Origin of the sequence: Rhizobium sp. Leaf311 (assembly GCF_001423445.1) — a bacterium.
Classification (GTDB): Bacteria; Pseudomonadota; Alphaproteobacteria; order Rhizobiales; family Rhizobiaceae; genus Agrobacterium.
Genome location: NZ_LMNZ01000017.1, coordinates 19162 through 41534 on the forward strand (window position 1 = coordinate 19162; position 22373 = coordinate 41534).

Here is a 22373-nt window from a genome sequence, read left to right on the forward strand (position 1 = left end):
ACATAGAGTAAACATGATTGATATTACTATAGTAATTTCAAGTCAATGTAGCACATTTTGAGTACTTATAAAATACACCTACATCAACGTAGCTATTTCGGATTACTCATAGAAGCGGGATTAAGATCAAGGTCACTTGAGACAAACGCGCGGTGCCCGATGTGAAACCTGGCGTCACGCCCACTTCAGGCATGAAAATCGACTACTCATCTCAACTATACACTCCCGCAACAGGACTGCGGCGGGCGAAGTTCCGTTACATTCCTATCGAGCAAAACCTTATAAAGACAGGGGTGATCGACAAAAGACCCGGCCACCGACCAGCACCTTGCAGGTGCAAGGCGACATCGCCAATATATTGGCCGCGATCGATGTAATTGCGGAGATGCAGCAAGTCGTCACCTTAACCCAAAACGCTCTGTTGGGCCGAATTGCGCCTTAGCGATATTGACATGGAGGTCAAACGCAAAAAGCTCCTCGAGGCATAGGCCGGAGCAGTTGTTGGTGATGTCTCGCGGGTGGCAAGCGTTTCGGGTAGTCCTCCTCGATTTGCTCTGTGTGCGACGATGTCGAACCGTAGCTGGCTATATAATCCCCCACACGCGAAACCTTCCCCTGCCCGTCATCTCGCGCAGGCCAAGTTCCTGAACAATGCGTCGCGCCGCTTGAGGGGTGACGTCGAGGGTTTTGGCAATCATGCCAGCCGACACCAACGGCTTTGCCATGACCAGTTCGATCAGTTCGGGCAGTTTGGACGAGGTGCGGCGCCCCAAAAGTTTGCGCTCCATCATCTGGCGGGCCATGCCAGCCGGTCATGTTCTTTTAAGCCAATCTCGGCTGTCGCGACGAGTGCTTCGGCGATTGCCAATACCCGGACTTCGCGGTTGCGATGGCGGCGCCGATCAACGGGGATGGTTTTCAGGCCGGTGTTTATGGCGGAGAGATGATTTTGCGTCGTAATGCCTGCCTGCCGAAAAAGCGCGGCCGACAAGGGGTCGGAACAAGAGCAGTGCAAAATCGTACGCTAAGTGCGAACGGAATGAGAACTTATGCGACCCGCCGTAGGCCGACTGGCAGACGGAGCGGTCGAAATCCGTTGGGCATCTGATGTTCGGCATCCCAGGTGTAGATGCCTGTAAGGTTGATATGTTCCCAACTCAGCGGCGAGATGTGCTTCAACAGAGTATCAGGAATGTCTCGTCCCGCTCGTTTCAGCTGTGTGACCGCGCGATCAAGATAGACCGTATTCCAGTGCACGATTGCACTGACGACGAGATTGAGCCCTGAGGCGCGGAATGCTTGGCTCTCGAACGACCGGTCGCGGATCTCGCCCCGCTCGTGGAAGAACACAGCCCGTTTCATCTTATGGGCGGCCTCGCCCTTGTTGAGACCGGCTTGGCATCTCCGCCGTAGTGCCGGACTTGAGTACCATTCGATCATGAAGAGCGACCTTTCGATACGGCCGAGCTCGCGGAGCGCCCTCGAAAGATGGCTTTGCTTAGGCGACGCAGACAGCCTCTTGAGTATCGTAGACGGCACCACGGACCGCGTCGTGATCGACGCAGCGAGATGGAGCAGATCGTCCCAATGATCGAGAATCAGACTGGTATTGATCGGCGCCCCGATGTGGTTCGACAGTGCCGGATATGCACCGCTCTTTTCTAGCGTGTGGAACTTCCGGTCTTTGAGATTGCGCAGTCGCGGTGAGAACCGCTTTCCGATCAAGGCGAAGAGCCCGAAGATATGATCACTCGCGCCGCCTGTATCGGTAAAGTGTTCATGGATATCGAGGACAGTGTCCTGATCGAATAGCCCATCGAGCACATAGGCCGCCTCGCTCTCGGTGGGACTGATGGGCAAAATGCTGAAGTAGCCGTATTGATCTGACAGATGGCTATAGAATTTCGATCCGGGCTCGCTACCGTAATGCAAATTGATGTCGCCGCGCTTTGCAGCCCGGTCGCTCGCACGGAAAAATTGCCCATCGGACGATGACGTCGTGCCATTGCCCCAAAGGCGCGAATGCGGATGTGAGCCGTGCGGTATGTCTCCGATCGGGCGTGGAATGTGCGCATCCACCCAATCTGGTGAGCGCTAATGCCCTTAGAGGCGCCCGCCATTCGTTTAGGGCCAAGGTTCGTAGCATCGGCCAGTACACCAGCGAGCATTGCAGAAACGTTTTTTGGGACGTCGCCGGTCCGAACATGCGTGAAGTGATCCGCAAAGCCGGTCCATTCATGCACTTCCCTTAACAGGTCGGGAACCTCGACCAACGGATACATATCGCTGATCTCGGCATTCAGTGCCTCAGCGGCCACAGGGATTTCGCTGGCAGTTGGTGTGATTATCAAGGTTCCGGCTTCAAGACGAACTCCTTCGAGCTTTCCGGATCGTGCCCTGTGCGCCAGACGCTGCAGGTTGAACTCGAGCATCTGACTCGCTTCGGCAAGCCACTGCGCGCTGTCGCTCTGGACCCCCAAACCGAGACGATCTTCTTCCTTCATCGTGATGAATGTTGTTCGCGGCATCAGATGCTCATCAATGGGCCGGAAAGATCGGCTGCCATCGACCCAGATCTCCGCAGATCGAAGCCGGTCTCGCAAAGAAGCGAGCGTTGCAATCTCGTAGAGACGGCGATCGGGTTTTTCCCGTTCGAAGATGAGCCGTCGATCAGTTTGGCTGAGGTGGGTGAGCGGGACGCGATCGGGGAGTGGCCGCCGCTTTTCGGCATAAAGCCGTTTAAGCAGTCCAATTGCCGCTAAAAGTGGATCGTGGCGACGCGCCGAGCGGAACGTGAAGGCCTGAAGGAACGCACCAGTGTATTTGTGGACGGCCGCATATTGTTCGGCTGCTACGGTCAACGCAGGTGCTTCGTTGTCATCGACCATCGACTCCAGTTCAGGCCTCATCCGAAGCAGTCGGTCCCAGCCGACTCTTTGGTCGAGAACAGCCAATGCATTCCGACCATGGTCGTTGGCGGACTGCAGCGCGGAGATGGTATCGAGGAACATGCGCAGCGCTTTGGCGGTGTTCGCTCTGCAGTCCATCTGTCGCTGCTTCCTTCGGTTGTTGGCTTGCGAGAACAACTTACCCATCAGCTTGATAAACATCGTCACCGCATCGTCCGTGAGCTTCTGGCTAAGCTTGATGATTTGAGCCACGATCAGAGCGTGGCGACGGCTGGCATTGAAGTCGTTGGCAAGCCAGGCTGGGGTTGCGTTACCCTCCCGGATCATCTGGTCCCACCGTTCCGCGGCTATGCGCGCTTGCAACGTCGGATCGATCTCCAGCCGCCGCAAAAAGGCTATCCGCTCGGTCAACCCGACCAGATTCGATGCACCAGGCGCTTCTGGCGCCGAGCGTAGCCAGTGAAAGCGCGTCTGGCCGATAGACGGGTCAACTTCTAACAGCCTATCCAACGATCGGAGCGTATCGTGCGGAACGTCTTTAATCAGAGTTGTCTCTGCCCGTCGGCGAGCTATCGCTCGGCCGGCAAGGCCAATCCGTTCGATCGTGTCGATCGCCGGGAGAAGAGCTCCGCGTTCACGAAACGCGGCGACAATTGAACTGACTATCGCAGCACCGTCGTCGGACGTGGTCGACGCATGAATTGCCGCCAACAACGCGGCGCGGCGATCTTGTAGCGTCGCGCTTCTCGTATCCAGATACATCATTAGCCGTGCTGTGTGATCGCGCCGGGTTTCTTCACGACGTGCGTAGAGCGCAAATGCTTCCGGGGCGACGCCGATCTGATCAGCAACAAATCTCAGCATGGCGCGAGGCGGAGTTTCTTCTGCCCCCAGCACTCGACCCGGGTATCGCATCAGACATAGCTGAATGGCAAAGCCGAGGCGGTTGTGATTACGTCTCCGCAGTTCGATCTCGAGGCGATCCGTCAATGACAACGAATAGTGTCGGATCAGGCTGTCCTCGTCGACTGGTACGTCGATAAGCTTTCGACGATCTTGATCTTTGAGAAGCTTGCGCTTTGCCATTGCCTGACTCCATCCATGACCAACCTGCGCTGAGCGTTGTTGAGTCGGGCGGAACAGAGAAATCAAAACTTGCGCATGTCGATGGCAATCCACAGAGATCGAACGCCCCAAATCCGAGCTATGGCATTGTTCATGCTTCGTTCGGCCTTAGCGTACGATTTCGGACTGCTCTTGTTCTGACCCCAGCCAGCTCTAGAGCGTTTCCGTGTTTTTCTGAATCGCGGTGGATTCCCAAATCAGTTTTGTTCTGATTCACTGATGCTGGCTGGATGGAGGCCAGCATCACATGACCGCACCATTATCGAACGATCTTCGTGAGCGTGTTGTAGCCGCCGTGTCGGACGGCGAGAGTGTCCGGGCCGTTGCTGCACGCTTCGACGTGGCGGCGTCTTCGGTGGTGAAGTGGTCGCAACGCCATCGCGCGACGGGATCGGTTGATCCCGACAAGATGGGTGGTTACCGCAAGCGCATTCTGGAGCCGCACCGTGGCTTCATTGTCGAGCGGCTTGCTCAAAATCCGCACCTGACACTGCACGGACTGAAGGCTGAACTTGCCTCGCGAGGCATAACCGTCTCCCACAATACGATTTGGAAGTTCATTCGCAGCGAGGGGCTGCGCTTCAAAAAAAACGCTGTTCGCCCTTGAGCAGGCGCGTGCCGATGTGGCTCGCAGAAGACAAAGGTGGATGACGTTGCAGCATCACCTTGACCCCGAACGGCTGGTCTTTATCGATGAGACCTGGATCAAGACCAACATGACACCCATCAGAGGCTGGGGACTAAAAGGCAAGCGTCTGCGGGCGTTTTCCCCGCACGGGCACTGGCGCACTATGACATTCCTCGGGGCCTTGAGAAACGACCGGCTGACAGCACCTTGCGTCTTTGACGGGCCGATCAACGGTCAGTGCTTTCGTGCCTATGTCGAACAACAGTTGGTGCCCGTTCTCAAGCCCGGCGACATCGTCATCATGGACAATCTCGGCAGCCACAAGACGGCCGCCATCCGAAGTGCCATCAAAGCCGCCGGTGCTCGGCTCTGGTTCCTGCCGCCCTATTCGCCGGACCTCAATCCCATAGAACAGGCCTTCTCGAAAATAAAGCACTGGATGCGTCATGCGCAGAAACCGACCATGGAAGAGACATGGCGACATATCGGCGCGCTCGTCCAAACAATCCAACCAGACGAATGCGCCAAATATCTCGAAAACCCCGGCTACGTTTCCGTCAAAAGGTGAAAGGCTCTAGATAACGTTCAGTCGACTTTATTGCCCTACAACTCAATAACCCCAGCAATCGCGATTTTCACGCATGAACGCATCCGCCGAATTTGGATGTTGTCCAGTTAGCGTATGTACTCCGTCAGTGACGCGATCCTCATTCCCGTTTTCGATCCGCGCATCCATTAAGGCCAAGGTCTCAGCATAGGTCCTATCCAAACCACCATTGCAGTATCGATCAACGAGTTGACCGACGTCCAGATTCACATGCTGGATGGTTCGACCCAGAACGTTCGTGAGCTTGGATGCAACGTCCGAATAGGACAATGTTTCAGGACCGGTCAGAATGAAATCTCGGTTCCATGAATGGTCCGCGACCAATGCGCTGACCGCTGCTCTGGCAATATCGCTTGCGTCGATGAAGCCCACCCGGCCAGACCCTGTGGCGGAATAGATAGCGTCCTCTTCGCAGATCGTAATTAGATGATGCTTCTGGGAAAAGTTTTGCAGGAACCAGGTTGGACGCAAAACTGTCCATTCCGAAGCATTGTCCTTTAGATAGGAATGGATCTGCCCCATCATCGGTCCACCCGCCTCCAGCGATGATGCGCTGAGGAGAACAAAACGCCGAACGCCACATGATCGCGCAATTTCGAGGACTGGTAGAACCACTGAGCCATGGTCACTGGTGTTCGTTGGCGCAACGGCATAAACGGCGTTCATACCAGCAAAAGCCGCCCGTGCACTTTCCGGCTTCTGCCAGTCAAATAGAACCTCGTCCCCGTTCGAAGGACTGCGCGTGCCGACTTTCGTTGCAACGCCTCGCTTTTTCAGGCCTTGAACCACCATCCGTCCCGTTGTGCCGGTACCACCGGTCACCAGAACATTCATCGTGTCAGCTTTTTCCATTATCGAGCCTCCTCTGTAGACGAAGATGAAGCCGAAGACGTGGCGTTGAGAAGGGTTATTGGGTTCCAGTAATCGCGGTAACGCGTGATCAGGCCGTCCTTTAAATCGATCACCGAGACGTAGTCCTGATCGTAACGCGTTCCTGTCTCATCCGAATATCCCTTGCAGCTGAATTCGACCGTAGCTGCATCGGAATTGGAAGAAATGAGAACCCGGCCAAGACTCATGGACTCGATCGTCAGCAAATCTCCGACCGTTGGAAGATATTCTTCAAGTGCTGCCTTACCAACAAGACTCTCTGTGAACCCCTGTGGCGCATAGGGAAACTCGAAGACGATTGTGTCAGCGCACATGTCGAGAAAAGATGTTGCGTCAGGTGATAACAGATCGCCCAACGCCTCTCTCAAGAGAGAAGACAGGCTTGGGAACAGGTCAACATTCTCGGTCATCATGCTTTACTCCCATTGAGTGGAACGCTATCGTTCCGTCCATATATGGAGCACAAACGATGGAACGCAAGAGTATCGACCAGGAAAAACGCAGCCCGAGCGGTGCAGCGGTTATCCGCACTGACCTGACCGACGCATTGGTTCGCGCGTTTTTTGAGGAATGGGCCTCCCATGGCTATGGCGGAATAAGCCTTGAGCGTGTGGCGGCGCGCGCAAGCGCAGGTAAAGCCGCCATTTATCGCCGCTGGCCATCGAAACTCGCGATTGCTACCGAAGCGATAGAGAAGCTGGGGATGGACCTAACCGATGTCTCGGAAAGAGAGAGCCTGATCGAAGAGCTGGAGGGATACCTGTTCATGATGCGGCGTGCACTTCGGCATCGGCTTGTGCGCAGAATCTTGCCGGACCTGTATGCCGAAGCCGCCCGTCAGGGTGAGCTCGTCTCGGCGCTAACGAGTCTTGCGCGCGCCCGTCGATCCGCAGGCTCCGCTATACTGCAGCGCGCCATAGCGCGCGGCGAGCTCAACGCAAATGTGGATATTGAGATGGCTCTGGATATGATCCCTTCAGCACTCTACTGGCGTATGGTGGTGACGGGCCGTTCGCTAACGAGAGATCAGATCAAGCGGCAAGCCAAGGCTCTGGCTGCGGCCATCAAAATTCTGTAGCAGCCAAAGACTTTACACGCAAAGCGCGCGTTAAACGCAAAGCAATCGGAACCGGAATTGACTTCTTCGTGTTGCCCGGCAAAAGAGGAGACCTTGTATGCCCCATGTCGATACCGAAAATCTGCGGATCAGCTTCATTGAAGCAGGTGCAAAACATGGCAAGCCCCTTCTGCTTCTTCATGGCTGGCCCGATGATGCTTCTACGTGGGATAACGTGACATCGCGACTTGCCAAATACGATCTCCGATTGATCGCCCCTTACCTGCGTGGGTTCGGCGGGAGTATTTTCCGCACCAAGGACGCGTTGAGAACTGCCAATAGCGAGATCCTGGCAATGGACGCGATCGCTCTGATGGACGGTCTGGGAATCGACACCTTTTCCGTCGTTGGACATGATTGGGGCGCTGGCGTAACTGAGGCGATGGCAATCGGCTGGCCTGATCGTGTGGAGCGAATGGCGCTTCTCTCCTCTTTGCCGCGAATGGGCGGACTGAAAACTCCATCATTTCGGCAAGCTCAGAGGTATTGGTACCATTGGTTCATGGCAACGAAGCGCGGCGCGGAGGCAATTGCAGAAAATCCACACGGTTTTGCTCGCATCCATTGGGAAAACTGGGGTCCCGATGGCTGGTTCGATGAGGCGACATTTGATGCGGTGTCGCAATCCTTCGATAACCCAGATTGGGTGGCGGTTACCCTTCACAGCTATCAGGCGCGATGGGGAGAGGCAGATGTCGATCCGGCGAGCAAGTGGTTGGAAGATCAGATCAGGGAAACGAAATCCTTATCGCTGCCCACGATCTACTTCCAAGGTCTAGAAGACGGCGTCAACCCGCCTGAGCTGTCCGAAACTTTGCACGAAAAATTCTCCGGTCCATTCCAGCGTATCGCTCTTCAGAATGTCGGCCATTTTCCACAGCGCGAGGACCCGGACACGGTCGCGCGGGAACTTGCAATCTTTCTCGGCAGTTGACGCACGCATCTCGCGATAGATCGCAGGCATAGGCGAGCAACGAATTGATCGCCGCTCATAGCTCAAGCTGCAAATCCGCGCGCGCTTGAGCCGGCACTGAACAGCAGATCAGCGCCTCGCCATCCGCTACTGCATAGCTGGGCTCGGAGATGTAGCTGACGTGACCCTTGACGATCTTCGTTCGGCAATCCCCGCAATTGCCCGCCCGGCAGCCATAGGCCGGGCTGATGCCACTTTGCTCTGCAAGTTCCAGTAAAGAGCCTCCGTCCGGCTTCCATTCCATTTCTTTTTTCGATTGTGTGAAGACGACGCGCGTCGGAGCTGAAGCTGCGGGCTTCGAAGGCTCCGTGAACAACTGGACAGCGCGATCGCGCTTCAGGCCGGAGGGACCGAATGCCTCCGCATGGATACGATTGTCTACAATATTCAATCCGCGCAGCCCATCATACATCGCTTGCATGAAGGACGATGGTCCGCAGATATAGAAGTCATAGTCGCCGAAGGGCAGATGTGCCTTCAGCAGCGTCATATCGATGCGACCGGCTGAATCAAAAAGTCCGGCATCATCGACATCGGGCGCACCCAGCACTCTGATATCGCGAACAGTCCCTTCGCTGCGGACAACCAGTCCGCCAATTTCGCGGTCGAACGCCCTTTCGGCAACTTTGCTTGTCGACCGGAACAACCAGACGGGCCGACGATAGCGCGTTCTGTCACCCGTCTGAACCACATGGCGCAGCATCGACAACAATGGTGTGATGCCGATGCCTGCCGCAAGAAGAACCGCCGGACGGCTGCGTTCCATCGCGTCGATGGTAAAATCTCCCACCGGCGCCAGCGCCTCGATCTCGTCGCCTTCCTGCATTGCATGTAAAAGCGTGGATGCCCTGCCCTCACGTTTAACACTCAGCCTGTAGAAGCCGTCCGCCGGTCCACTGGATATCGTATAGCTCCGGCGGATCGTTTCTTTGCCGTCCCTGATGAGGATCGGTAGATGCTGGCCTGCGAGGTGCGGAATAAGCGGCTGTTCATCGATGGGCGCAAGGTGTAGCGAGCGGATCGTCGAGCTTTCCTCGACAATTCGCCCAATACGAAAGCGCCTCCAAGCCTTTGCCTGAGCCGCAATCTTCAAGCGGCTTGCCGCCTCCTGCCAGTCTCCCGTCATCAGGCTGCTTGGTGACATGCCGTCTTCGAGGAAGCGCCATCTGAGCGGCAGTGCATCTCTGCGTAGCACCACCTTCTCTGGTGTAACGCGCCAGAGACGCTCGGCGCCTTCGAAGGCCGCAATCTCGGGTGAATCCAGTATCACCTCGACGCTGCCAGCAATCTGCAGCATGTCACCGGTCTCATGATCAACGAACAGAAGCCCAGCACGCGGATTGACGACAAAATTGCCAAGAGTGTTGAAGAACAGGTTTCCGTTGAAATCAGGCACAGTCAGGCTGCCATCGGCATCGATGCGAACGAAACCGGGCCGGCCGCCCCGGTGGGAAACATCGACCTGCCGTCCTTCACTGTCGCGGTCCACATAGGACGCGACGAAGAAAGTATCGGCAGATTCGATGATGCGCCGCTCATATGCATTAAGCCGATCTGAAACAACCTTTTCGAAACGCGGAGGCATTGCAGGATCGCGCACAAAGCTGAACTGCCGATTCTGGATGTAGCGTGGACAGTTGCCGAAGCTCTGTTCGACGGCGACGGAAAAGCGGTCGTTGCTATCCCGGATGACCGTACCATTCATTCTGTTTCGCCGTCGCGTGATGAGATCGACGCCGACCAGACCAATCGGATCGCCGTCGTTCATACCAGCCTCCGCAGGATCATCGGCATCGCCGGTGGCGTCGACATCAAGTGTATGGGGATCAGGCGAATGCAGAAAGCCAGGCCGTCCACTGCGGATCGTCGCCCACGGTGTACCATCGCCATCGACAGAGCCGATGACGATGAACGGTAACAGCGGATAAAACTCCCGGTGCTGATCAAGCAGGAAGGTTCGAAAGACCCTGCGCCCCACTGGGTCCATCTGCTCGATCACACCGGCGTGCCGCTGCATTTCAAGTTCGCCCGCATGCCAGGGTGACGATGGTGAGAGTGTTTCAGCAGGCATTGGCACCTCCTATGAGGGACGGTGTCCCGAACGAGAGACCGTGTCAGGCAGCCAGGCCAACTGCCGTTTTCGGGAGGGCGACGAAACCGGGCAAAGCTTCAATCCTCGCGAGCCAGTGTCGGACCTCTGGATGAGGCGTGAGATCGACATTGCCCTCCGGCGCGCCAGCGATGTAGCTGTAGAGCGCGACATCCGCGATGGTCGGCGTAGTACCGATGATGAAGGGTTGATTTTCGAGTTCGGCATTGATGAGGCCAAGAACCCGATGAGCTCGGGCAATGACTTCCTCGGCCCGGAAATCTGCTCCAAACACGGTAATCAGTCGGGCCGCGCACGGGCCGTAGGCAATTTCTCCGGCGGCGACGGAAAGCCACTTCTGTATCTTAGCAACAGAAGCAAGATCGTCGGGCAGCCAGTCCTTCCGGCCAAGCTTCGTGGCGACATAGACGAGGATCGCATTGGAATCGTTGACGACGATATCACCATCTTCCAGCACTGGCACCTGACCAAAGGGGTTGAGCTTGAGGAATTCGGGCGTCTTGTGCTCGCCGTTCGCCAGATCGAGATCGACGATCTCGGCTTTGACGTTAAGCAGAGAAAGGAAGAGGCGAGCGCGATGCGCATGTCCCGAAAGCGGAAAGTGATAGAGTTTCATGACTGGCTCCCTTGAGGACCGGACACCATAATCCGGTACGCAAGGAACCTATCGGCATCCATATTTCTGTAGTAGAGCGTTAATTCTGTAACCATCCTCTCGTTTTATAGAAGGAAAGTATGGATCGTCTCGAGGCTATGTCGGTCCTGTTGTCCGTGGTGGAACATGGCAGCCTGTCCGCCGCATCGCGCGCCCTGCACTCGCCGCTGCCAACGGTCAGCCGCAAGATCACCGAGCTGGAGGCTCATCTCGGCGTTCGCCTGATCACCCGCACAAGCCGCCGGATTTTAATCACAGAGGCCGGGGAGAGCTATGTCGCTGCGGCGCGCGAAATTCTCGAGCGAGTAGAAGAAGCCGAACGCCGCGCCACCGGAGAATACGCCGCGCCAAAGGGAGACCTCACGATGACGGCGCCGATAGTCTTCGGTCGCCTGCATCTTCTTCCAATCATCACGGACTTTCTGAAAGCATTTCCAGACATCAATATTCATCTGACGATGAGTGACCGAACGATCAGTCTTGCTGACGAACATATCGATGTTGCTTTGCGCATCAGCGAGCTTTCGGACAGCAGCCTGATCGCGATACGTCTGGGTTCCATCCGCACAACGACCTATGCTAATCCCGACTATCTGAAGCGACACTCCCTCCTGTCACATCCTGACGAACTCAAGAACCACGATTGCATCGCATTCGAAGGCGTGCTGTCGACACGGTTCTGGACGTTCCAGGACGGCGCGAAAGATGTCGCGGTACCGATCCGTAAGCGCCTGTCCGTCAACACGGCGGAAGCTGCGGTCGATGCAGCTGCGGCCGGCCTCGGCATAGCGCGTGTCATGGCCTACCAAGCAAAGAGCGCAGTGGACGCCGGCTTGCTGGTGCCGTTGCTGGAGGACTTTGAACGAGAGGCATCGCCGGTTCACCTGGTCCATCTATCGCAGGGCCTGATGCCGCTGAAACTCAGAACGTTTCTCGATTTTGCCACGCCACGACTGAGGACTTTGTTGAAATAGGGCGCGACTGGGCTATTTGATGAAATTCAAACAGAAAATCGGAGTCCAACGCCTTGATGGGTATCGAACGCCCGCCCCCTCGTTTCAGTGACTATATCTGTATAGTTTCCAGTCCAGCCAAATACTTGTTCTTCGTATTTCCGGTACAGGACCGCAAGCGACCGTACCATGTTAGGAACGGGGATGGGAAAGCCGACGCAGAGTACGGGCAGCCTCAACTGCGGGTCGAATTTCTTCTTATGCACCCGCTGGGGCGTGTTCTGATCCACAACAATCCCCATCATCACAGCTAATTTGAGTTTTTGATAAAGCGATCTTTATGCTTGCGCATTTCTCAACCGCGATCGTGAGCCATGAGGCCGGGAACCTCTCCTTCGAAGAACTTCGAGAAGGACGCAATTCGGGGCGGGAGCGATTGATAAGGCGGATAGTAGAGCGTCAGCCATAGGTCTGGCGGTGCCCATCCGGGCAAAACATTGACGAGTTTCCCCGAGTGTAGATGTTCCGCAACATGAAACGTCGGAAGCAAAGCCACACCGATGCCGTCGGCGGCCATTCTCGCCAGCACCTCGCCACTATTAGCGCTGAACGCCCTGCCCGCTGAGATGCTGGTGCTTCCGCCGCCATCGAAGAGCACCCAGTTTTCCCGCCTGCTTTCGCCGCTATAGGCAAGGCAGTCGTCCGGCGTCAGTTCGCTGGGATGCTGCATATCCGCAAATCGACTGCCCGGAGCAGCGACCAGAATGCGCTTCACCACGCTAATTTTACGCCAAATCGTGAATTTGTCCGATGGTGCTGCGGAAATACGGATCGCCAGATCGAAATCGTCATCGATAATGTTGATCAAACCATCGCCGAGAGACACTTCGAAGCTGATCTTTGGATAGCGCTTCTGGAAACCTGCGAGGACAGACGGCAGGACCTGCTGGCCGAACCACGTGGGCGCGCTGATCCGCAGGCGGCCATAGTCGGCCTTGTGAGTGTTCATCACGTCTTTTCGTGCGTTCTCCAACGCCTCAAAGGCGGGCTGTATCTGTGCCGCGTAGACTGCCCCGTCGGTCGTCAGAGATACCTGCCGGGTCGTGCGCACGAAGAGTTGCACGCCGAGATCGTCCTCAAGTGCCGCAATCGCGCGCGTCACAGCCGCTGGCGTCATATCCAGTTCCCGCGCGACCTGAGCGAAGTTGCGCTTTTCCGCAGCCATCAAAAAGGTTCGCAGCGCCTTGTAGTCGTTCATTGATTGTTTCACCCAGCGCAATTCATTGACAATTATTATTGCAATTCCGGCGCGGAATCAACTGGCTTAGATTTCAAATCACACCATACAACGAACTCAAAAAAAGAAGGCCAAAAGCACAATGTCACTTTTAGACAATCGGTCGGCATAACCTTCAAGACTTAGCGCCTCCCCTCCTCCATTCCCTTACACAACCCATCAAAGGAAATACGACATGTCCAACAAGCTTCAGGTTCTCACACCCCAGAACAGCCAGATCATCTTCATCGACCAGCAGCGCAGATGGCCTTCGGCGTTCAGTCCATCGATCGTCAGGTGTTGAAGAATAATGTCGTCGGTCTTGCCAAGGCTGCGCAGATTTTCAACATTCCGACCACCATCACTACCGTCGAGACAGACAGCTTCTCAGGCAACACCTTCCCAGAATTGCTAGCCGTCGTTCCCAACAATGACATCCTCGAGCGTACATCCATGAATTCCTGGGACGACCAGAACGTTCGCGACGCGCTTGGCAAACACGCAGCCGAAGGCCGTAAGAAGATCGTTGTTTCCGGCCTATGGACCGAAGTTTGCAACACGACCTTCGCGCTGTCTTGCATGCATGACACCGATTATGAAATCTACATGGTTGCCGACGCCTCCGGCGGCACTTCCGTGGATGCGCACAAATATGCCATGGACCGTATGGTTCAGGCTGGTGTGGTTCCCGTCACCTGGCAGCAGGTTCTTCTGGAATGGCAGCGCGATTGGGCGCGCAAAGAAACCTACGACGCCGTGACCACCTTGGTCAAAGAGCATTCCGGCGCTTACGGAATGGGCATCGATTATGCCGTGACCCACGTCCACGGCGGTTCCGAGCGCGTCAGCCATGGCAAGCGCATCGGCCCCAACCCGGCCGCCATCTGATTTGAAGCAGCCCCGCCTGAATTGCCGGGCGGGGCAATCATTTTGGAAAAGGAACGCTTCGATGAAAATCTACCTCCTTTCGCTCGCCGTCGGACTTCTCGTCGGGATTATTTACGGGCTTCTCAATGTGCGGTCACCGGCACCCCCTGTCATTGCTTTGGTCGGCTTGCTTGGCATTCTCGTCGGCGAACAGATCGTGCCACTGGCAAAGACCATATGGGCAAAGGAGCCCGCTGCCGTCTCTTGGCTCACACACATCAAGCCGCATATGTTTGGCCATATGCCGAAGGGCGGGCAAGCCCCGGTTGCTGTCGTATCCCGAGATGACGCTACGGATGGGCAAAGCTGATGGCGACGCGCCGTACGTTCCTTGGCGGGGCTTCAAGCCTTGCTCTGTCCAATCTCTTCTCCACGGCCAAAGCCGCAGATCCAAACAAGACCGGAGCAGACACGATGCATCCCGATATCATCCTGCACAATGGACGCGTCACAACGCTTGACCGCGCCAACCCTGAGGCAGGGGCAATCGCCATCAAGGACGGCATTTTCACTGACGTGGGCAGCGATGCCGATGTCATGGCGCTTGCCGGACCGGACACGAAGATCATCAATCTCAAAGGTAAGCGCGTTCTACCCGGCCTGATCGACAACCACACCCATGTCGTGCGCGGTGGGTTGAACTTCAACATGGAACTGCGTTGGGACGGCGTCCGCTCGCTTGCCGATGCCATGGATATGCTCAAACGGCAGGTGGCGATAACCCCCGCACCGCAATGGGTGCGTGTCGTTGGCGGTTTCACCGAGCACCAGTTTGCAGAAAACCGCCTGCCGACCATCGAAGAAATCAACGCTGTGGCGCCCGATACACCCGTTTTCCTGCTGCACCTCTATGACAGGGCGCTTCTGAATGGCGCGGCCCTTCGTGCCGTTGGCTACACCAAGGATACACCTGAACCGCACGGTGGTGAGATCACGCGCGATCTCAATGGCAATCCGACCGGGTTGCTGCTGGCCAAGCCGAATGCAGCCATTCTCTATTCCACCCTTGCCAAGGGGCCGAAACTGCCGCTGGATTATCAGGTCAATTCGACCCGTCATTTCATGCGCGAACTGAACCGGTTGGGCATTACCGGCGTGATTGATGCCGGTGGCGGTTTTCAGAACTACCCGGACGATTACGAAGTCATCCAGAAACTCTCTGACGAAAACCAGATGACCGTTCGTCTCGCCTACAACCTGTTCACCCAAAAGCCGAAGGAAGAGAAAGAAGACTTTCTCAAATGGACGCAGTCGGTCAAATACAAGCAGGGCAATGATTACTTCCGCCACAATGGCGCAGGCGAGATGCTCGTCTTCTCCGCAGCCGATTTCGAGGACTTCCGCCAGCCGAGGCCCGAAATGGCGCCGGAAATGGAAGGTGAATTGGAAGAGGTGGTGCGGGTTCTGGCCGAGAACCGCTGGCCATGGCGACTGCACGCCACCTACGACGAGACGATCACCCGTGCGCTGGACGTGTTCGAAAAGGTCAACAAGGATATTCCGCTCGAAGGTCTCAACTGGTTCTTCGACCATGCCGAGACGATTTCGGATCGCTCTATTGACCGTATCGCGGCACTTGGCGGTGGCATCGCCACCCAGCATCGCATGGCCTATCAAGGTGAATATTTCGTCGAGCGCTACGGCCATGGCGTAGCCGAAGCCACCCCGCCGATCGCCAAAATGCTGGACAAGGGCGTCCATGTTTCAGCCGGCACCGATGCCACCCGCGTCGCCTCCTATAATCCGTGGGTATCGCTATCGTGGATGGTCACCGGCAAGACGGTCGGCGGCATGCAGCTTTATCCACGTGCCAACTGCCTTGACCGTGAAACTGCACTTCGCATGTGGACGGAAAAGGTCACGTGGTTCTCCAACGAGGAGGGCAAGAAGGGCCGCATCGAAAAGGGCCAGTTCGCTGACCTCATTGTGCCAGACAAGGACTTTTTCTCCTGCTCCGAAGGCGAAATTTCGTTCCTGACCTCGGAGCTCACCATGGTCGGCGGCAAGATCGTCTATGGTTCGGGTGACTTCAAGGCGCTGGATGAAAACGACGTACCGCCCGCCATGCCGGATTGGTCTCCCGTTCGTACCTTCGGCGGTTATGCCGCCTGGGGCGAGCCGGAGGGTGCAGGTGCGCGTTCATTGCGGCGCACCGCGATTTCCAACTGCGGCTGCGCCAGCGATTGTGGTGTTCACGGTCACGACCATGCAGGCGCATGGACGTCGAAACTGCCGATTGCTGATCTTAAAGGCTTCTTCGGGGCGCTGGGCTGCTCGTGCTGGGCAGTGTGATTGCACCTCATCTGACGGACGGGCCTCGTGGCTCGTCCGCATTTCACTGTTGTAAAAATTGCAATTAAATCGAAACTATTGATGCAATTGTTAGCGGCAATGTTTCGGCCCAAAATCACTCCATCGCAACAGCTCATCAACATGGGCAAACCTGCAGGAGCAGCCATGACCTACCATTCATCGACCACCACTAAACTGAAAACAGGTCTGGCGGGCATCGTCGCAACTCCAGCGGTCCGGAAAGTCTCGCTGCTTGCGCTCTGCGCGGCTTATATCCAGGGACCTTTGACAAAGATTGTCGATTTCAATGGTGCCATGGCTGAGATGGACCATTTCGGTCTGCATCCAGCGGCCGTCTTTGCGGTCATCGTCATTATATTTGAGTTGACGGCCTCTGCCATGGTGGTCTCAGGGTTTCTTCGCTGGGCGGGTGCGATGGCCCTGGCGGGCTTCACTGTTATCGCAACGCTCATCGCGCTCCGGTTCTGGGAAATGGCTCCCGGCATGGACCGCATGATGGCAACCAACGCTTTCTTCGAACATCTCGGCCTTGCCGGTGCGTTCGTCTTCGTTTCTGCGTACGACCTCACCAAGGGAGCGAAGTGATGACCGCCCGCACATCCACGGGCGGAAGCTTTGCCCCGCTTCGCCAGCCTGTCTTTGCGGTCCTTTGGGCCGCAACGGTTCTGGGCAACACCGGCAGCTTTATGCGCGATGTCGCCAGTTCCTGGCTGATGACCGATCTTTCCGCCGCACCGGCAGCCGTTGCCCTTGTGCAAGCCGCAGGTACATTGCCAATCTTCCTTCTGGCGATCCCGGCGGGCGTGCTCTCGGACATTCTCGACCGCCGCAAATTCCTGATCGCCATCCAGCTTCTGCTTGCCAGCGTCAGCATATCGCTGATGACGCTGTCCTATTTCGGCATGCTATCGGTCAGCGCATTGATCGGCCTGACGTTTCTGGGCGGCATCGGAGCGGCACTGATGGGGCCGACATGGCAGGCCATCGTCCCTGAACTGGTGCCGCGCGAAGATGTGAAAGGCGCGGTTGCGCTCAACTCGCTCGGCATTAACATTGCCCGGTCGATAGGCCCTGCGGCTGGGGGCCTTCTGCTGGCGGCCTTCGGTGCAGCCGTCACCTATGGTGCCGACGTCGCCAGCTATATCCTCGTCATCGCGGCGCTCCTCTGGTGGCCACGTGCTAAAAATGCGGATGACGCTTTGTCCGAAGGTTTCTTGGGCGCGTTCCGTGCAGGCTTGAGATATACCCGCGCAAGCAAACCGCTCCATGTCGTGCTGTTGCGAGCCGCTATTTTCTTCGCCTTTGCCAGTGCAGTCTGGGCACTGCTGCCCCTCGTCGCCCGCCAGCTTCTCGGCGGTGATGCCAGCTTTTACGGCCTTCTGTTGGGCTCCGTCGGTGCGGGTGCCATTGGCGGCGCGCTGGTGATGCCAAAACTGCGCGAGCGTTTTGACCCAAATGGCCTGCTTCTCGGCTCTGCCATCGTGACAGCCCTCGTCATGGGCATTCTCTCACTAGCCCCGCCGCAATGGCTGGCCATCGTCATCCTCCTGTTTCTCGGCGCATCTTGGATAACGGCGCTGACGACTTTGAACGGTGCAGCGCAGGCCGTCCTGCCCAACTGGGTTAGAGGTCGTGGACTTGCGGTTTATCTGACGGTCTTCAATGGTGCGATGACGGCGGGCAGCCTTGGATGGGGTGCCGTGGGTGAAGCGGTTGGCGTTCCAGCAACACTGCTGATCGGGGCTGCCGGATTGCTGGTGGCAGGCTTTATCATGCACCGCGTCAGGCTTCCCATGGGTGAAGCGGATCTCGTATCGTCCAATCATTGGCCGGAACCACTGGTGGCCGAGCCTGTCGCGCATGATCGCGGTCCCGTTCTGATCTTGATCGACTACCACGTCGAGAGACACAACCGCACCAAGTTCCTGCATGCGCTTGATGAGATGTCATCGGAACGACGACGCGATGGTGCCTATGGTTGGGGTGTTACCGAGGACTCCGCCGACCCCGAGAAAATCACCGAATGGTTCATGGTGGAATCCTGGGCCGAGCATTTGCGCCAGCACAAGCGCGTGTCCAAGGCGGACGCGGATGTTCAGAGCAAGGTCATCGCATTCCATACCGGTCCGGCTCAGCCCGTGGTTCGGCACCTTCTGACAATCAACAAGCCGGGCAAAGCAACATGACGGCATTATTGCAATTATCGAAACATATTCGAGATTTTTGTTGCAATTGTTAGCCGTTCGTTTTCGGCGCATTCTCTCCAAATAGACAATGGCACTGCACACGAAAACACTTCGAACCAACAGGGAGCCATCATGGCAAACCACAATTTTTCTCTGAGTCGCCGTGATGCACTTCTTGTCGGCGCTACCATGACTGCGGGAGCGCTACTTCCGACGCGCCCGGTCCATGCTGCACCGGCTGGCACTCACCCAAATCCAACCACAGGAGACACGACAATGAGCTTCGTTAAAACCACAGACGGCACCGACATCTTCTACAAGGACTGGGGTCCGAAGGACGCACAGCCAATCGTGTTCCATCACGGCTGGCCCTTGTCTTCTGATGACTGGGACGCGCAGATGCTGTTCTTCCTCGCAAACGGCTACCGCGTGGTTGCCCACGACCGTCGCGGTCATGGTCGCTCTGCCCAAGTTTCCGAGGGTCACGACATGGATCACTATGCGTCCGACGCTTTTGCCGTCGTTGAAGCACTGGACCTGAAGAACGCTGTTCACATCGGCCACTCGACAGGCGGCGGCGAAGTTGCACGCTATGTAGCAAAGCACGGCCAGCCTGCCGGTCGCGTTGCAAAGGCCGTCCTCGTGTCCGCCGTTCCACCACTGATGCTGAAAACAGAAGCCAACCCAGAAGGCCTGCCCATGGAAGTCTTCGACGGCTTTCGGTCAGCCACTGCTGCCAACCGCGCTCAGTTCTTCCGCGATGTTCCTGCCGGCCCATTCTACGGCTTCAACCGGGAAGGCGCGACTGTCCACGAAGGCGTGATACAGAATTGGTGGCGTCAGGGCATGATGGGCAGCGCGAAGGCGCATTATGATGGCATCAAGGCGTTCTCGGAAACCGATCAGACGGAAGACCTGAAAGCCATCACCGTGCCAACGCTGGTTCTCCACGGCGAAGACGACCAGATCGTACCTATCGCGGATGCGGCTCACAAAGCCATCAAACTGCTGAAGAACGGCACCATCAAGACTTACCCCGGCTTCTCGCACGGCATGCTGACCGTGAATGCCGACGTGCTGAACGCCGATCTGCTCGCCTTCATCAAGGCTTGATCCAACCCAACACGATGCCGACGGCCAGGTGTCGTCGGCATTAGCAGCCTAGTGACGATTGCGCGAGCGCCATTCGTCCGGTGTGACACCTACGGAATGCGTGAAATTTTCAATGAAGGTCGCTTGGTCGCTAAAGCCACAGGCCTCTGCAACCTGATCGATACTCTCGCCGGTCTTGGTGAGGTAGGCCTTTGCCCTGGCAATCCGGCTTGCCAACAGCCACTCGCTAATGGACTGTCCTGTGGTCTCTTCAAAGCCGGAGGACAGCTCTTCCACCGAAAACCCGCTGGCCACGGAAATATCCTTAAGACCGATATCGCGGGAAAGATTGGTGTTGATATAGGTCTTGATCCGCTTTTCTTGCATGGAGGTGAACTGCCCGGACGCCGAAAGATGTTGGGCGGGAGACCGGCCATATTTGTGGGCAAGATGCGCAATGAAGGCGAGACCGATGTGGGGAACGAGCGTATCCCTCACCTCATCCGGCATGTCGAACATGGGCATAAGGGCTGCGCCCATATTGCGGATCACCTGGTCATGCAAACCGCGACAGATCAGGAAATCATCGATCCGTGGCTCACCTGCCTCCTCGGTGAGTTCGGCAAGATGCGCAATGGGCACGTGGAATGCGAGGACATCCAGCTGACCATTGATGGAAATCGCCGCACCCTGTTTCAGGCTCACCAGACAGATGGAGGCCTTGGGATAGATCTTGATCGGCTCCAACCGCTCGTCCAACCCAATATCGGAATGCTCGGCGTCCTCCAGATAGAGCATGACGAGGAATGCGTTATCAGGCTCTAGAATGACGCGGCTGTTGCCATGCTCATAACATTGCTGAAGATGAACGACGGTGAGGTGGGCATCCCGTAATGGCCTGATGACCAATGCTCTTGCTGCTTTTGCACCAAAGCTCGCTGCAATTTTTTCACTGACTGCCAACCATTCACTCACATTCGTATCGTTCTTGCATAAACTACGTTGCAGGCCTGATTGCGGATCATCTAAGGCAGTTTCCTACACATAATTTGTCACGCTATCTTGTATAAAAGCATTCTTGTAGAGTGGTTACAGTCCGTGAACGGATTGCAATGCGGGAACCCATTTGACCCGTCAACGAACACCGTTGCTGTAATAAAAAGGAAGGTGGGTTTCATGAGTGCCAGTTCAGACGATAGAGGCCTCCCCATCAACGGCAAAACCTCCGACAGGTTCGGCTGTACATTGACGCAACTGTCGATCAACCAAAGCCTGTCATCCTCGAACATAGAAATTTTTCGAAAGGCGACAAAGTCCACTGCGCTTGATCAGGTGAAGACATCGGCCAGTGATCAGGGGTTCGTCGTCGGGGTGTCGTTACTCGCCGGTCACGAGCGGAGGATCTTTCACGGAAATCATGCGACCAGCCATGATTTTTCCGAGAACGCGATCTACATCCGCGACCTCTCCGACAATTACAAAGCCGATCTCAGCACGCCTTTCGATTTCATGCTGTTTCAGATTTCGCCATCCTCGCTCGCGAAGATAGCCGAAGATGCGGATGTGAGCGGCGTAAGCCTGTTGACGACGGAGACCGCGTCCAGAGACATCGTCCTTGCCAACCTCGCCCGCGCCCTGCTCCCTGCGCTTCAGCGTCCGGAAGAGGCAAGTGTTTTGTTCGTCGATCAGATGACGACGGCTATCGGCACCTATCTGGTTCAGCGTTACGGTGGGCGACCAGTACCGTCTGTTACACGAACACCGCTGCTCTCACGCGCACACGAACAAATGGCGAAATCCATTTTGCTTGAGCATCTTGAAGGTGATGTCTCAATTGCTGATGTGGCGGAAGCCTGCAACCTGTCACGGGGTTATTTCATCCGTGCTTTCCGTGAATCCACCGGGATGACGCCCTATCAATGGCTCCTTGACCAACGCATTGATCGCGCTCGACAGTTGATCAGAACGTCCAGCGCGCCTCTCGCCGAAATCGCTGTGGCTTGTGGGTTCGCAGATCAGAGCCATTTCACACGCGTGTTTTCTGCTCTCGTTGGAACAACTCCCGGGACTTGGCGACGCAGCTTTTGATTTTGTTGCCCTGACGGAGTTCCGCTATTTGATGAACTCTCGGCGTCCAACCAGTTCCGGCCTTAATATTTCATCTCACCGCGAGGTCTCACTGACCGCGAGAACCAACTGGCTGAACCTCGACGACCCAGATACCGTTGAACACATCAGCCCTATAGCTGGGACATGGGCGGTCACAACGTCCGACATTTCTACATCATACCCTCTCTTGCTTGCCCGGACATCGAGATTATACCGTTATGGTGGGCGGTCAACTTGGACCAACAGTCCCTAAAAGCAATCCTGTGTTGAAAAACGAAAAGATGACAAACCTGTCGCTCTTGATAGGAATCGACCTGGCGACCAATATCGAAACGCAATACGGGATCCCACTGTTGAAGACATCATTTGCTCCGGCAGGCTAAACTTAGCGCTCAATAAGATGATCAAAACGCTCTTAATGGGGAGCGAACCGGCGTAACGTTTCCTAGCAGTTTGGAAACGACGCTTGTTCCAATCCTACATACGAATCGCTACGCCTTCT

General features: G+C 56.2%; 16 protein-coding genes and 3 pseudogenes. 11 read left to right on the forward strand and 8 right to left on the reverse strand.

Features of this window, described 5'->3' with window-relative positions:
* Positions 1–584 precede the first annotated feature (584 nt).
* Positions 585–991: pseudogene (locus ASF69_RS23135) on the reverse strand (helix-turn-helix domain-containing protein); the annotation flags it as partial.
* Positions 992–1175: 184 nt separating this feature from the next.
* A pseudogene (locus ASF69_RS15480) lies at positions 1176–3995 on the reverse strand (DUF4158 domain-containing protein).
* 286 nt (positions 3996–4281) lie between these two features.
* On the opposite strand from ASF69_RS15480, the gene ASF69_RS15490 reads away from it, so the two are divergent.
* Positions 4282–5230 (forward strand): IS630 family transposase gene (locus tag ASF69_RS15490; RefSeq protein ID WP_156462083.1). Its coding sequence is split into 2 segments (ribosomal slippage): positions 4282–4617 and positions 4619–5230, totalling 948 coding nucleotides; the frame shifts between segments, so codons are not numbered across the junction.
* Positions 5231–5272: 42 nt separating this feature from the next.
* On the opposite strand, the gene ASF69_RS15495 is transcribed toward ASF69_RS15490, so the two are convergent.
* Both ASF69_RS15495 and ASF69_RS15500 read right to left on the reverse strand, forming a co-directional pair.
* Positions 5273–6103 carry an NAD(P)H-binding protein gene (locus ASF69_RS15495; RefSeq protein ID WP_062589103.1) on the reverse strand — a complete coding sequence of 277 codons (831 nt, stop codon included), beginning with the start codon at positions 6101–6103 and terminating at the stop codon, positions 5273–5275.
* Positions 6104–6120: 17 nt separating this feature from the next.
* Positions 6121–6573 (reverse strand): nuclear transport factor 2 family protein, encoded by a 453-nt coding sequence (locus ASF69_RS15500; protein WP_244475495.1) that lies wholly within the window; start codon positions 6571–6573, stop codon positions 6121–6123.
* Positions 6574–6629: 56 nt separating this feature from the next.
* Between ASF69_RS15500 and ASF69_RS15505 the strand changes: the two genes are divergently transcribed.
* Both ASF69_RS15505 and ASF69_RS15510 read left to right on the forward strand, forming a co-directional pair.
* A complete protein-coding gene (locus ASF69_RS15505) occupies positions 6630–7238 on the forward strand; it encodes a TetR-like C-terminal domain-containing protein (protein ID WP_062589006.1) in 609 nt (202 codons plus the stop codon).
* Between the two features lie 97 nt (positions 7239–7335).
* Positions 7336–8211 (forward strand): alpha/beta hydrolase, encoded by an 876-nt coding sequence (locus ASF69_RS15510; RefSeq protein ID WP_062589008.1) that lies wholly within the window; start codon positions 7336–7338, stop codon positions 8209–8211.
* Between the two features lie 55 nt (positions 8212–8266).
* Here the strand turns inward: ASF69_RS15510 and ASF69_RS15515 are convergent, their stop codons facing one another.
* Both ASF69_RS15515 and ASF69_RS15520 read right to left on the reverse strand, forming a co-directional pair.
* Positions 8267–10321 (reverse strand): pyridoxamine 5'-phosphate oxidase family protein, encoded by a 2055-nt coding sequence (locus ASF69_RS15515; protein WP_062589010.1) that lies wholly within the window; start codon positions 10319–10321, stop codon positions 8267–8269.
* Between the two features lie 43 nt (positions 10322–10364).
* Complete coding sequence (locus ASF69_RS15520; RefSeq protein ID WP_062589016.1) at positions 10365–10976, reverse strand: glutathione S-transferase; 612 nt, start codon at positions 10974–10976, stop codon at positions 10365–10367.
* 119 nt (positions 10977–11095) lie between these two features.
* Between ASF69_RS15520 and ASF69_RS15525 the strand changes: the two genes are divergently transcribed.
* The gene (locus ASF69_RS15525; RefSeq protein ID WP_062589017.1) at positions 11096–11989 is read left to right on the forward strand and encodes a LysR family transcriptional regulator; all 894 of its coding nucleotides are present in this window, start codon (positions 11096–11098) and stop codon (positions 11987–11989) included.
* 334 nt (positions 11990–12323) lie between these two features.
* On the opposite strand, the gene ASF69_RS15535 is transcribed toward ASF69_RS15525, so the two are convergent.
* Positions 12324–13226, reverse strand: coding sequence for a LysR family transcriptional regulator (locus tag ASF69_RS15535; protein ID WP_062589023.1), 903 nt, complete (start codon positions 13224–13226; stop codon positions 12324–12326).
* Positions 13227–13440: 214 nt separating this feature from the next.
* Between ASF69_RS15535 and ASF69_RS15540 the strand changes: the two are divergent.
* The 6 genes and pseudogenes from ASF69_RS15540 (at position 13441) to ASF69_RS15565 (ending at position 19783) form a co-directional block, all read left to right on the forward strand.
* Positions 13441–14132: pseudogene (locus tag ASF69_RS15540) on the forward strand (hydrolase).
* Between the two features lie 61 nt (positions 14133–14193).
* Positions 14194–14481, forward strand: coding sequence for a XapX domain-containing protein (locus tag ASF69_RS15545; protein WP_062589025.1), 288 nt, complete (start codon positions 14194–14196; stop codon positions 14479–14481).
* Positions 14481–16463 (forward strand): amidohydrolase, encoded by a 1983-nt coding sequence (locus tag ASF69_RS15550; RefSeq protein ID WP_062589027.1) that lies wholly within the window; start codon positions 14481–14483, stop codon positions 16461–16463. The genes ASF69_RS15545 and ASF69_RS15550 overlap by 1 nt, the downstream gene beginning before the upstream one ends.
* 165 nt (positions 16464–16628) lie before the next feature.
* Complete coding sequence (locus ASF69_RS15555; RefSeq protein WP_062589106.1) at positions 16629–17069, forward strand: DoxX family protein; 441 nt, start codon at positions 16629–16631, stop codon at positions 17067–17069.
* Positions 17069–18670 carry an MFS transporter gene (locus ASF69_RS15560; RefSeq protein ID WP_062589028.1) on the forward strand — a complete coding sequence of 534 codons (1602 nt, stop codon included), beginning with the start codon at positions 17069–17071 and terminating at the stop codon, positions 18668–18670. Before ASF69_RS15555 ends, ASF69_RS15560 begins: the two co-directional genes overlap by 1 nt.
* 276 nt (positions 18671–18946) lie before the next feature.
* Entirely contained in the window at positions 18947–19783 is an 837-nt protein-coding gene (locus ASF69_RS15565) for an alpha/beta hydrolase (RefSeq protein WP_062589030.1), read from the forward strand.
* Between the two features lie 48 nt (positions 19784–19831).
* Here the strand turns inward: ASF69_RS15565 and ASF69_RS15570 are convergent, their stop codons facing one another.
* Positions 19832–20737, reverse strand: coding sequence for an AraC family transcriptional regulator (locus ASF69_RS15570; protein ID WP_244475496.1), 906 nt, complete (start codon positions 20735–20737; stop codon positions 19832–19834).
* A gap of 279 nt (positions 20738–21016) precedes the next feature.
* Here ASF69_RS15570 and ASF69_RS15575 point away from each other — a divergent pair, with 279 nt between their 5' ends.
* Complete coding sequence (locus tag ASF69_RS15575) at positions 21017–21850, forward strand: AraC family transcriptional regulator (RefSeq protein WP_062589108.1); 834 nt, start codon at positions 21017–21019, stop codon at positions 21848–21850.
* Positions 21851–22373 lie beyond the last annotated feature (523 nt).